Origin of the sequence: Alicyclobacillus hesperidum (assembly GCF_900107035.1) — a bacterium.
GTDB classification, from domain to species: Bacteria; Bacillota; Bacilli; order Alicyclobacillales; family Alicyclobacillaceae; genus Alicyclobacillus; species Alicyclobacillus hesperidum.
The window spans coordinates 184,219-196,778 of the sequence record NZ_FNOJ01000001.1; the positions used below are offsets into that span (position 1 = coordinate 184,219).

Below are 12,560 nucleotides of genomic sequence, written 5' to 3' on the forward strand. Positions count from 1 at the left end.
TCAACCTCCCTAACTCATGGTGAGAGCGGGATGGGCTCCAAGGGTTACTCGGAGCCCCTTACCCACATTAAAGTCCACCCGAACCAGACCCCGATTGCGCGCTGTTAATTTGCGAATTCGCGTTCTTCAGAGCCGTGCTGACGCTGACACTACCAGCCAGAGCCTCGTTTACATTGTCGTAAATCGCCTTCGAAACACTCGGATACTGCGGCGTTTGCGACGGACGCGATACAAACTTCACCTTCGGCAACAGGGCGAAGACGGGGCTGTATTTCTTCAAAGTAGGACTGTTCGCCACTGCCTTGATGGTCGGCATCTCCGAATTGGCCGCAAGGATTTCCTGTGCTTGCGGACTCGTCATCCAGTCGATAAATTGCAGCGCGGCAGCGAGATCTTTGGTGTGCGGATTAAGGTACAAATCCCATCCACCGACCGTGCTATACCCACTGCTCCCGTGCCCAGCGAACGTAGGCAGCGCCGTCACCCCAACCTTGCCAACAACCTTCGAACTTGTCGGGTTTTGCGAATCGGACCATGCGTACGACCAATTTCGCAAGAAGACGGCCTGTCCTTGCGTGAAGACGTTCTCAGACTGTGGCTCTTGGAAGGTATCGACAGTCTTCGGCGTGACACCCGAGGTGATCAAGCTCCGCATGAAACTCAATGCTTTGTTGGCAGCGGGCGTATTTAAGGATGCCTTGCCGTTAGTCAACACGCTGCCACCTGCATCAGCAAGGTACTCGTCGAAGTCGCAGGTCAAGCCTTCGTAATCCGCGCCTTGCCAAACAAAACCGTACTTTGCTCCACCCTTCTTGACAATCGTTGCTGCCTCGGACTTAACCTGTTCCCAAGTCGTTGGCACGGGCAAGTGGTACTTTTGGAGCAAATCCTTTCGGTAGTACAAGAACGCTGTATCTGCGAACAACGGTGCCGCATAGACCTTGCCGTTGTAGGTCGCCCCTTGGACCAAACCGTTTGAGAAGCGATTCCAGAACGACTTAGGCAAGTAATCACTCAATGGGGCCGCGAGTTGTGCATGAGCGAATTGTGCAGGCCAAATCACGTCACCCATGTAGACGTCTGGCGTCGATGATCCACCGCTGATGGTCGCCGTCAGATCAGCGCGGTTGGTGTCCGTACTCGACGGCTGTACCTGCATCGTCACCTTGATTTTTGGATACTTTTTCTCAAATGCAGCAACCAATTGTTTAGCGACAGGACCTGTCGTAAACGACTCTGCCCAAACAATGGAGCCGGAAGCGTTGCTATAATTGACCAGATGTGTCGGAGCTACAACGTTTGTTGAAACGGTGTTTTGTTTTGGTGCAATGGCTGCAGAACCGTTGGCCGTATTCCCGGATTGTGTTTGGCCGCATCCGGCCAACAGTGCCGTAGTCGTCGAAGCAATGGATACGACGGCTGCCCAATTTCTTGTACGCGCTTTCATTTGTCTTTTGCCCCCTTGTATCATGATCCTAGTGCACGAACGGATTCTCGTTCCACCAATCGGTGCGGTAGCAGATAGTCCCCTATTTCGGACGGTGACGGTTCTCTTCCGACGGCTCTTACCAACCAACTGACCGCAGCCTCACCAATCTCGGCAAACGGTTGCGCCACCGTGGTTAACCTCGGTGTAATCATGCGAGCGAGAGGAAGGTCATCAAAGCCGACGACAGAGATATCCTCGGGCACGTGTAACCCGTTGTCATTTAAGCAACGAATGGCCCCTAGCGCCATTTCATCCGAGGCGGTACAGAGCGCCGTCATATGGAAGTTCGGCTGCTTTTCTAGTAGTCGTTGCATCGCCTGGTATCCGTCGTCAAATCGGTACTGACCATACTCCACGAGTTCCTCGTTATACTCGATTCCAAAATGGCGAAGCCCTTTGCGATACCCTTCCAAGCGAAGTTCGCCCGTCTTATCGTCCCACTGCCTGCCAGCGATCATTCCAATTCTCTGGTGTCCGCGCGTAACTAGGAAGGCCACAACATCAAACATTGCGCGCACTTCGTCGATCCGAAACGAAGGTAAGGGTGTTCGCGCCTCACTCTGCGTGAGTGTCAACACAACCGGGATGCCAACGCGCTGCAGTATTGGATCATAATCCTCGGTGACCAGTTTACTGGTAAAAATAATCCCAGAAACCTGATAGCCGCCAAGGATGGAGAAGCCGTCCAGCGCTCGTTCACGCGAATGCTCGGAATCGTACAGCAGAACCCTCATCCCGTTCTGTTGACTGGCTCGGTCGATACCCTTGTACAGTTCGTTAAAGAAGAAATCCGTGATGCCGGGAACAATGAGACCGAGTGTATCACTGCGTTTCGCGGACAAGCCCCGCGCGATGGCACTTGGCTGATAAGCCATGCGCTCCATGGCTGCGCGAACCCTCTCCATGGTCTCGGGATCAACCATGTCTGGTTTGTTCAAGACCCGCGAAACCGTTGCGGTTGAAACCCCCGCAGCCTTCGCAACGTCACGAATGGTCGCTCGCAAGCGTGCTCACCTCCTTTGCAATTGTTTCATAAAACGGTTTCAAAAAATGTGACAGCCAAATCATAGCCAAGGAACCCCTTGATGTCAACGCTTTCATTACTATTTTGCATAGACCATCATGGTTTATGTAACAAACCAATATAGAAAATGAAATTGCGCGGATTGGGATGGTACAGGTAAGATGAAAATATACTTTCGAACGAGGCGGTCGGAGATGAAATATCCCAATCGAGTTCAACAATTGCGACAAAGCGCCGGATTGTCTCGTGCTGAAGTGGCGCAACAAGTTGGCATTACACCACAGGCTTTAGGGCTTATCGAACAAGGTCGCGTGAGTCCATTGACGCACGTTGCACTGGGGCTCGCACGGGCGTTAGGTACGACTGTTGAATCACTATTTCAGCAACCTGAGGCCGAACAATTGACATGGCGTCTATTTGCTCCGGACCTCGACCCTGCTTGTGTGCCCGACAGAATCCGCGCCGTCGTCGGGCACGTCAATGGCCAGCCCATTGTCCGTTCCCTGCAGCATGCGGCATTTGGCACGCCAGCATGCGCCATGGCCGTGCCAACGTCCATCCAGAAGGCGCGCGTCGAATGGCTTGGCGATCCGGCGCAGAGCTTCGCTACCCTCTTCGTATCCGGATGCGATCCTGCGCTATCGCTGGTCTGTGGCTGGATGAACAAGCAATCGTCCACCTGCCAAGCCGTGCATTTTCACGCCACCAATCGCCAGTCCTTGGCGGAACTTGCTGCCGGTGTGACACATGTTGCGGCTATACATGGGACGCTGGATGACTTGCCAGGGCTATTGGAACAGTGCGAAGAACCGGTGGTTGCAATAGAACTTGCCCGGGCGTGTATGGGCTGGATCGTCCCCCACGGGAACCCAAAGAGCTGGGTTGTGAGCAGAGATTTTGGCGACGGAGAGATGCGCATCGTCAATCGCCCGATAGGAGCTGGTGCACGGCTCCTTATCGACACAGAACTAGCCCGTCAAAACCTAAACCCCAAGCAAGTGATGGGGTACGATTGCGAGGTGGCCGATCACTGGCAGGTCGCGCAAGCCGTCGCACTGGGCGCAGCGGACGTGGGTGTCGCCCACGAATGTGTATGCACCCTACATCACGTGTCATTTATCCCCATCCGCAACGAAATCACGATGCTCTTCATCCCTCGTTCATATCTACGGCATCCTGCCGTACAAAGCCTTTGCGAGGTGTTACAGTCGGACCGATTTCGCTCCGATTTGGGCGCTGCTGGGCCGTACGACGTGGAACATACAGGTCAACTTTTTGTCAATTGATATATGAAGCATATCAACCTTCTAAAAGGAAGTGAATGATTTGTCTATGACTCAAATCAAATGCCACAGATCGATCACATCCCTTATCGGGGCTCTACTCATTTCCAGCATGGTAACAGGGTGCACAACGCCCTCTCACGAAACCAACACGAAAACAGCGTCCGCGAGCGTCACGCACCAAACACCCTTGTCAGTGCTGTATGCTGGATCCATGACGCATGTGATGGAAAACGAGATTCGCCCGGCCGCCAACGCAGCACTACATATCAATTTCCAAGGTGAAGGCGCTGGCTCTGCGGAGTTAGCTCACATGATAACAGCTAAACTCGCCAATCCCGACGTATTTATCAGCGCCTCCCCAAGCGTGGACACCAACGATTTGATGGGACCGTCGAACGGCAATGCGATCCGGTGGTATCTCACACTTGCTTCTGATCAATTGGTCATCGCCTATGCGCCGCATAGCCGATTCCGATCCGAACTGCAAGCGGCTGCGCAAAAAAAGATTCCGTGGTATAAGGTGCTTGCAACGCCAGGCTTACGCCTAGGCCGCACCGACCCTAACCTCGATCCGAAGGGTGCCGATACGATTTTAATGATGAGACTAGCGGCAAAACTTTACCACCAGCCGAATCTGGAACAAACATTGCTTGGAAGCGACGAAAATCCAAAACAAGTTTACCCAGAGGAAGATTTGATTGCGCAGCTGACCAGCGGACAAATGGACGCTGTGATCGCGTATAAACACGAGGCCATTGAGTGGCACGTCCCATACATCACACTACCAAATGCCATCAATTTGGGCGATCCGGCGGATGCCAAAACATACGCACAGGTGTCGTGGCAGCCGACACACGGCAAGCCCGTGGTCGGTGCACCGATTCTATTTACCATCACGGTTCCCAAACGAGCTCCCCACGCGTCGACAGCCGTGGCCTTTGTCCGTTATATGGTTGATGGCCAAGGCCACTCAATGCTCATGCGCGATGGATTTACGCCGACCAAAATTGAAGTCGGCGGAGATGAAGCGGCCGTGCCGCACAGCCTTTCGTCGACGATTCAGGGGAAGATTTCGTGAAGTTAACCGGACTGCGCCTCACTTTGCTCATTGCCTTCGCAATCGTACCGATTCTTTACACGTTGCTACCCATGGCGCACCTGTTTGTCGGCACATCTCCAGCTTCTATGTGGAAGTCTTGGATGGATCCCGAGCTACTTGCCGCCGTCGCGACGTCGCTTCTCGGCGCAGTGACGGCAACTGCTCTGTCCTTGGGCTTCGGTTTACCTGCAGCCTTTTTGATCGCGATCGCGCGATTTCCTGGAAAGTGGCTGCTTGAGTCATTTCTTTTGCTGCCACTCGTCCTGCCACCCATTGTCGGCGGCGTTGCATTAGTCGACTTGTTTGGGCCTTATGCCTGGATTGGTCAATGGGCGGCTATGCATGGTGTCATGTTGACAAATTCACTTTGGGGAATCGTGCTGGCGCAATGGTACATCACCGGGCCATTCCTGATTGTCACTGCGGAGGCAGGATTTCGTGCGGTACCGAGTGAGCTTCGCGAAGCAGCGATATTGGATGGAGCAGACTTATTGACACAATTCTGGGGATTGTATGTTCCTTTAGCAGGAAAGGCGATTTTAGCGGGAACCGCATTGACGTTCACCAGGGCAGTGGGAGAGTTTGGCGCTACCATGTTAATGGCATACCATCCGTACAGCCTTCCGGTCGACATCTGGGTGCAATTTACCGCGAATGGCGTCTCCGGCATGATTCCGATTGCCTGTGGAGCCATCCTGATGATGGTCGTTGGCCTTGTTACCGGACGATGGATCATGCGAATGCGGCAGAGTCATCAGCGAGAGACGTCCTCATCTGCGTCACCTTGGTGAAGTGAGCAGACGCCAAACCGATACATCCCTGATGGCATGAGCCGGAAGCAGGTGTGCATTTCAGATTCGGCGTGTTTGCTGTCACGCAGTTGATGACAAATCACACACCAAATCATGTCATCTCGCAGTGACCAATCCTCATTGTGCACGATAGGCACCCCCCAAAAGATTGGTGTAGACCTACGATATCACAGCGGGGGTGCAGAATCTGACGAAAGCTGTCGAAGTCGTGAAAATCTCCTGACGGCTTGGCGAATAACGCCTCAATTTGTCGAATGAAATCCGTTGTGGATGGTGTTTCAAGAGGTTCTGTTCTTAGCAAAAAGCACCCGCAACAGCACCGGATCGCCAACAACATCAGCTAAAGTATATTCGTCCAACACGCTTAAAAATGCCTCCATCGCCTTCTGTAAAACGCGTTTCAGTCGGCAGGTCGGATTCAAAATACATATTCCGGCCTCAGCTTGAAAACACTCGACAACGTGCAGGTTTTCTTCCATTTGGCGGACCACATCTCCGATGCGAATTTCAGTCGCAGGTTTGGCGAGCCGAAACCCTCCGTTACGGCCGCGAATGGTCTGAATGTAACCAAGTTGACCAAGCCTGTGCACAGCCTTGGTCAAATGATTTCGCGATATCCCGTACACTTTCGCGATTTCATCGATGTTCGCAAGTTCTTCTGATGGAAGGGAGGCTGCATACATGAGTGTTCGCAACGAATAATCCGTAAACAACGTCAAGTTCACGTTTTAGATCCCCTTTCGTCATACATCCGTCAAACAAAGATGCATTTTATATATATATTTTAATGTCCCAAGCTCTTATAATGACATCGTCAGAGAGAACGACATGGGAGGAATCAGAATGCTGAGCACAGAAACGAAGTCCATTATCCTTTCAACCGTGCCCGTTTTAGAAAAACATGGCGAGGCCATTACTGGCCGATTCTATCATATTCTGTTCAGTGAACATCCAGAGCTACTTAACTTGTTTAACCAAACGAACCAGCGTCAGGGGAAGCAACAGACTGCACTTGCTAATGCCGTGTACGCCGCGGCAGCCCATATCGACAACCTTTCCGTCATTCTTCCAGTCGTTCAACGGATCGCGGAAAAACACAGAGCGCTTGGTGTCACGCCTGATCAATATCCCATCGTCGGCGAAACCCTGTTAAAAGCTATCAAGGACGTTTTGGGCGATGCGGCAACGCCAGAAATTATGGACGCCTGGGCACAAGCGTACGGTGCGATTGCCGACGTATTCATCTCGGTGGAACAAGAACTCTACCGCGAAGCTGCCGAACAACCAGGCGGATGGCGAGGATTCCGCGAATTCATCGTGCGCGACAAGGTGAAAGAAAGCGAGGCCATTACGTCGTTTTACCTTGAACCCGCCGACGGTAAAGCCATAGCCAGCTATACCCCTGGTCAATATTTGACCTTCCTCGTGCAAGTGCCTGGGCAACCATACCTGCAACGACGTCATTATAGCCTGTCCGATGCGCCTGGCAAACCGTATTATCGGATCAGCGTAAAGCGGGAAGCTGGAATAAACGGCTTGCCGGATGGTATCGTGTCGACCTATTTGCATGATACGGTGCAAACCGGTGACAAGCTACAGGCGAGTGCCCCTGCAGGCGATTTCAAATTGGATACGACAAACAATAGGCCTATCGTACTGCTAAGCGGCGGCGTAGGCATGACACCGCTCATCAGCATGGCACAGACCCTGGCAGAGCGCGGTGACACCCGACCCATCGTCTATATCCACTCCGCCATCGAAGGCAGCGTGCACGCATTCGATCGGCAGTTACGCGAACTGGCTCAACAACCAAACTTCTCTTACCATGTGGTGTACGAACGGCCACAAGGGGAAGACGAGCGGCATCCGCACTTCGCCAAGTCTGGATTTGTCGATCGCGATTTGATCGAACGGTTGGCACCAGCAGATGCGACATTCTACTTTTGCGGACCGACCCCATACATGCGCGCCGTCTATAAGACCTTGCATGCAATGGGCATTGAAGAAGATCGCATTCGCTTCGAATTCTTCGGGCCTACGTCGCAATTGGTCGACTGACTGCGTAACGATAACCACTGCAACGCCCCGGCTGAACCAGTCGGGGCGTTCTCACTGTTAATCAAACTTTGCGAATCGTGTATCCATCTTTGAGTAAATACCAAAGCTGAGGAAATTCGTTGCCAAGCACCCACACCGAGACGCCACGCAACTGATATTCGTCCACCAACGCCAGCTTAATGGCGGCGCTCTGAGCGTCGTCGAACCACACGCGATGCTGCACGCCAGCAACCATGTATTCAAAATACGGCGACGCTGATTTTACGTCCCAGATGATTGGTGCTTTCTCCGCGATGGCTAAATTCTGGGCAGCGTTGTTCGACACACCACTGGCCCGAGTGCGCCCTTTCTCATACGGCAGCGGCCAATCATACCCGTAAAGGGACATACCCATAAGAATCTTTCCCGGCTCGATCGCGCTGGTCGCGTAATCCAATACCGCCCTTACCTGATCGATCGGAGCGATGGCCATCGGTGGTCCGCTTGCCATCATCCAACTACACATCCCCTGATCTCTGTCGTATCGACGAGTCTCTGTTATAACGCGGAAAACGTATAGCAAATCGAGACGGAGATGTCTGGGTCAAACGACGTCAGTCTCACCTCGTGTACCAGTGCGGCTAGAATGCGCCTCTGGACAGAGGTATATTCCGAGTCGTACGGTCGAACAGTCAGCCACGACAAAATGAAGTCGTCGAGCGATGCCTCCTGCTCATGGTTGTCGCTGCCTTCTGATACAGCCTCTAATGAGGCCAACCGCTCGCGCAGGGGGCCGTTAAGATGATCAAACTGTTCAAGGGAGAGGGCACCACTTGCATACGCAGCGAATAACTTCTCAAATTGCGCGACAATGCGTGATCGTTCAACCTCTGTCACTTGTCGATAAAGCGGTCTATCCGCGATCAGCCGATCCTTTAAAGGCAAATACGTCAACACATCTTCCCTGACCCGCTGGATAACGGCCTGTTCCAGATCATCCGCGCGCACATACGGAGCATTGCAGGCCGACCGCCCATACTCCGCCTGGCGAGCACAGCGATAGTAAAGCGTATGGCGCCCATTCTCTTTTGTCACGAGCCGTCCACCGCAGACACAACGCGCCAAACCCACGAGCAGGTGCACACTGCCGACGCGCCCGCGGTGCGAACGACGCTCCTCCAAGCAATGTGCGACCGCCGCAAACGTCTCGCGATCGATAATAGCTGGATGTGCTTCGAACACGTGGACGATCTCGGCTTCATCCCGCACCCAGTCGCTTCGGCGTTCGACAATGCCAAACTGGCCGCGTCGAAAGCGCATACGCTTCGTTCGGCGGCCATACACGATCTCGCCGCAATATACCGGATTCTGCAAGATACGGGCAATCCGGCGCTGACTCCACAGCTTTCCATTTGGCGTCGCGATGCCTTGCCGATTGAGTCGTTCCGCGATTGCTCGGCAGCCTAAGCCAGCTCGATACATCGCGAAGATCTGACGGATAATAGGCGCTTCTTCACGGTCGACTTCAAGCCTTTGCGTCTCGCGGTTCAGGCGATAGCCGTCAGGTGGCCGACCGTTCCATCTGCCACTGCGAGCCTTTTGCATCGCGCCGAGACGCACGCGAACGGATGTCTTTTCCGATTCTGCCTGAGCGAGAGCACTGTGAATGGTAAACACAAACTCAGCGCGATCGCGATCGCTGTCGAAATTTTCCTCAATGGATAGAACCCGCACCCCACAGGCAAGTAATAAACGCAACATGGTTAAGGCGTCCACAGTATCGCGTGCAAAGCGAGAGATACCCTTACACAGTAAGACATCAAAGCGGCCGCGCTTGGCATCGTCCAGCAGCCGCAACACCGCTGGGCGCTTTACCATACTCAGTCCCGTAATGCCTTCGTCGACATACACAAGCTCGTCTGGGGCCAACCATATCTCGTCTGCATCAGTCGCCCGCCGACGCGCATATTCACGTGCATATGCGATCTGATGTTCGAGCGAATCGCCGTGTACCTGCGATTCGTCGGAAACGCGGGCGTAGATGGCGCAGACGCGAGTCGTACGATGGTCGGATCTTAGTATCATGGATGGTTCTCCCTGTTCGACATCCCTGAACTTCGTACTGACCGCATCAACTCCACGAGTCGATCCGCGATCACCGCGGGATCGACCGCGCCAAACTGGACGCTCGATATTTTGACGAGTTTTCGCTTTCGCAATCGGCATCCCCCCGCCTAACCGTATGCAATAACCGCCCGTCCGTTTGCCGCCTGCCAACGACTATCGCAAAAAGTTTCGAAACCTGAGTGCATTTAAGTTTGTTTCAAGGATGATTGGGTAGAATGAGGAAGTGTACAAGATTATTTACGATGTGATGGGCAGGTGCGAAGGATGTTCGGAACAATTGCGGCCATCGTCCTCATCACGGCCGGCATGATTACATTCAATCGTTATGTGAAGAAACAAACCGAGCGACTGGAAGAAAAAATTCAGTCGATGAAGGCTTGATACGGTTACTCCTCTCTCCTTCTTTGGTTAAAAAGGCCGCAGGAGCATATCTCCTACGGCCTTTCTCGCTGTATGATGCGCCTCGCACTTAGTCCAAATCGAAATCGACGTCTTGCAACGGGATAAGCTTTGTCCGTTTGATCCATTTGTAGCCGAACCACAAGGCCAAAAATAACGGAATTCCGATGTATGTCGCGATGACCCCGGTCCAATCGACTTTGCCACCCGTAAAGGCGCTGATATCTTGCCCAACGATGACAATGGCGCACAACACGGTCGCCAGCAATGGGCCAAACGGATACCATTTCGCCCGGTACGCAAGCTTGCTTAAGTCACGTCCCTGTGCGAGATAAGCCTTGCGGAACCGGTAGTGGCTAACGGCCACTCCGAGCCAGGCAAGAAAACCAGTCAAACTGGCCGCGTTCATCATCCACGTATAAACGGCACCGTTGCCGACAAATGACGACAGAAATGCAACGAACCCAATGACCGTGTTGACATAGAGCGCGTTCATCGGCACGCCGCGTCGGTTGACCCTCGCAAACACCCGTGGGGCTTTCCCCTCACAGGCAAGTGCCCAAAGCATGCGACTCGACGCGTACAGCGAGGAATTCCCCGCCGACAACACAGCCGTCAAAATCACGGCATTCATGACAGCTGCGGCAAGTGCAAACCCAGCTCGCCGGAAGACGAGTGTAAACGGACTGATCGCGACGTTGTTGACGCTCGCGTTCAACAAGTTCGGATCCGTATACGGAATAAGCATGCCAATGAGGAAGATGGCTAAGACATAAAACAATAAAATGCGCCAGAATACTTGACGAATGGCTCGCGGCACGGCCCGCTCCGGATGCTCGCTTTCCCCTGCCGCCAAACCAACCAGTTCCGTCCCCTGAAAGGCAAATCCAGCGACCATCACAGTGCCAAGGAACCCAAGCCAACCACCATGAAAGGGCGTCCCGCCCGTCATGAACGTGTGCCAACCAACCGGATGCCCGCCCAAGATGCCAAAAATCATAGCTAGACCAATGATAATAAAGACGATAATCGTCAAAACCTTAATTCCTGCAAACCAGTACTCGCCTTCCCCGTACCCTCGCACAGAGACGACATTTAGCAGAAACAACACGGCGAGGAACACGGCACTCCAAACCACGGAAGGCGTGTGCGGAAACCAATACTTCATTACGATGGCGCCCGCCGACAACTCGGCCGGCAACGTAACGGTCCATGTGTACCAATAATTCCAACCCAGTGCAAAACCAAACGCCGGATCGACAAACCGTGTAGCATACTGTTCAAACGATCCTGCAATTGGCATGAATGTGGCCATCTCACCGAGACTGGTCATGATGAAGTAGACCATGATGCCAACAATGATATATGCCAACAGCGCGCCGCCGGGCCCCGCCGTGGAAATGGACGATCCGCTCGCCACAAAAAGTCCTGTGCCGATGGCCCCACCCAGGGCAATCATCGATAGATGGCGGGAGCGAAGTTCACGGTGCAACCCGATCTCTGCATGTTTGCGCACAGGTTGCTCTGAAAAGGGTGTACTCGCTGGCCTCTGACTCACCTTGTTAGCTCCTTTCTTGTTCCGAAAATCATCGTATAGCGTGTACATATAAATCGCAATGAGAAATGCTTTCCTTCGCTAAAGAAATAGTGAAATAAAGTGCAAAGACATAATCAAATGCAGCTTGGAGACCCTCAGAATAAGTGATGTTTGTAAAGGAGAGGAATTTCATGAAAAGGGTTGCTGGCTATCTATCGACGTCGGCTCTACTATGTACCTTGTGGGCTCCAATCAGTACCAATGCAGCTGTGAGCGGATCAAGCCACAAAGGGGATATCGAGTTTCGCGTCGGGTCCTCCACCTCGACGGTCATTGCAGGCGCCCGCGTGATCGTCATCAATCACGACGGGAACATCGTCGCCACAGGCCTGACCAATGCCCAAGGCACGTGGGACGCGCAGGTACCCCTGTACAAGGCCGATTGGAACAAAAAGTTTGACGCCAAAGGCGTCGTCAACGCCATCGTCGTTGCGGACGGTTTTAATGAACAAGCCGTGTATATCATTCCCATCACCGAACACACAGTTCAACCCGTCATTCTGCAGCCCATACAGGCCAATCGGCGCAACGCGCCTTCGGCGTCCCTCGGCAACTTTAGTACACATGATCTGCAGCGTTACATTGACCGCTATGCGTCTGAACTGAAACTGAAGCGGCAGGCACCGATTCCTGCCGATCCGGAGCACGCGCCATGGAGTCCTCAGCAACAGCAGTAAGGAGTGGCTGCTC

At 53.3% G+C, this 12,560-nt stretch carries 12 protein-coding genes; 5 read left to right on the plus strand and 7 right to left on the minus strand.

From position 1 onward, the window contains the following. Positions 1 to 67: 67 nt before the first annotated feature. The gene (locus BLU70_RS00885; RefSeq protein ID WP_006448057.1) at positions 68 to 1,447 is read right to left on the minus strand and encodes an ABC transporter substrate-binding protein; all 1,380 of its coding nucleotides are present in this window, start codon (positions 1,445 to 1,447) and stop codon (positions 68 to 70) included. A gap of 20 nt (positions 1,448 to 1,467) precedes the next feature. Then, on the minus strand, positions 1,468 to 2,493 hold the full coding sequence (locus tag BLU70_RS00890) for a LacI family DNA-binding transcriptional regulator (protein ID WP_074691246.1): 1,026 nt from the start codon (positions 2,491 to 2,493) through the stop codon (positions 1,468 to 1,470). A gap of 214 nt (positions 2,494 to 2,707) precedes the next feature. Between BLU70_RS00890 and BLU70_RS00895 the strand changes: the two genes are divergently transcribed. The 3 genes from BLU70_RS00895 (at position 2,708) to BLU70_RS00905 (ending at position 5,689) form a co-directional block, all read left to right on the plus strand. Further along, positions 2,708 to 3,799, plus strand: a complete 1,092-nt coding sequence (locus BLU70_RS00895; RefSeq protein ID WP_244885067.1) for a substrate-binding domain-containing protein — start codon at positions 2,708 to 2,710, stop codon at positions 3,797 to 3,799. Positions 3,800 to 3,908: 109 nt separating this feature from the next. Then, the gene (locus tag BLU70_RS00900) at positions 3,909 to 4,877 is read left to right on the plus strand and encodes an extracellular solute-binding protein (protein ID WP_276326106.1); all 969 of its coding nucleotides are present in this window, start codon (positions 3,909 to 3,911) and stop codon (positions 4,875 to 4,877) included. Next, complete coding sequence (locus BLU70_RS00905) at positions 4,874 to 5,689, plus strand: ABC transporter permease (protein WP_074691250.1); 816 nt, start codon at positions 4,874 to 4,876, stop codon at positions 5,687 to 5,689. The genes BLU70_RS00900 and BLU70_RS00905 overlap by 4 nt, the downstream gene beginning before the upstream one ends. A gap of 299 nt (positions 5,690 to 5,988) precedes the next feature. Here the strand turns inward: BLU70_RS00905 and BLU70_RS00910 are convergent, their stop codons facing one another. After that, positions 5,989 to 6,435 carry an Rrf2 family transcriptional regulator gene (locus BLU70_RS00910; protein ID WP_074691252.1) on the minus strand — a complete coding sequence of 149 codons (447 nt, stop codon included), beginning with the start codon at positions 6,433 to 6,435 and terminating at the stop codon, positions 5,989 to 5,991. Between the two features lie 118 nt (positions 6,436 to 6,553). Between BLU70_RS00910 and hmpA the strand changes: the two genes are divergently transcribed. Further along, positions 6,554 to 7,768: an NO-inducible flavohemoprotein gene (gene hmpA, locus BLU70_RS00915; RefSeq protein ID WP_143027450.1), complete on the plus strand. Its 1,215-nt coding sequence runs from the start codon at positions 6,554 to 6,556 to the stop codon at positions 7,766 to 7,768. 61 nt (positions 7,769 to 7,829) lie between these two features. Here hmpA and BLU70_RS00920 read toward each other — a convergent pair whose 3' ends face one another. The 4 genes from BLU70_RS00920 to BLU70_RS00930 form a co-directional block, all read right to left on the minus strand. Continuing rightward, the gene (locus BLU70_RS00920; RefSeq protein WP_006448065.1) at positions 7,830 to 8,261 is read right to left on the minus strand and encodes a glycosyl hydrolase family 18 protein; all 432 of its coding nucleotides are present in this window, start codon (positions 8,259 to 8,261) and stop codon (positions 7,830 to 7,832) included. A 44-nt stretch (positions 8,262 to 8,305) separates the two neighbouring features. Continuing rightward, positions 8,306 to 9,832: a recombinase family protein gene (locus tag BLU70_RS00925; protein WP_176780810.1), complete on the minus strand. Its 1,527-nt coding sequence runs from the start codon at positions 9,830 to 9,832 to the stop codon at positions 8,306 to 8,308. Next, positions 9,829 to 9,966, minus strand: coding sequence for a hypothetical protein (locus BLU70_RS14510; protein ID WP_176780811.1), 138 nt, complete (start codon positions 9,964 to 9,966; stop codon positions 9,829 to 9,831). The genes BLU70_RS00925 and BLU70_RS14510 overlap by 4 nt, the downstream gene beginning before the upstream one ends. A 377-nt stretch (positions 9,967 to 10,343) precedes the next feature. Continuing rightward, positions 10,344 to 11,732, minus strand: a complete 1,389-nt coding sequence (locus tag BLU70_RS00930; RefSeq protein WP_006448068.1) for an amino acid permease — start codon at positions 11,730 to 11,732, stop codon at positions 10,344 to 10,346. 269 nt (positions 11,733 to 12,001) lie between these two features. On the opposite strand from BLU70_RS00930, the gene BLU70_RS00935 reads away from it, so the two are divergent. After that, positions 12,002 to 12,547: a carboxypeptidase-like regulatory domain-containing protein gene (locus tag BLU70_RS00935; protein WP_040290684.1), complete on the plus strand. Its 546-nt coding sequence runs from the start codon at positions 12,002 to 12,004 to the stop codon at positions 12,545 to 12,547. Positions 12,548 to 12,560: the final 13 nt, after the last annotated feature.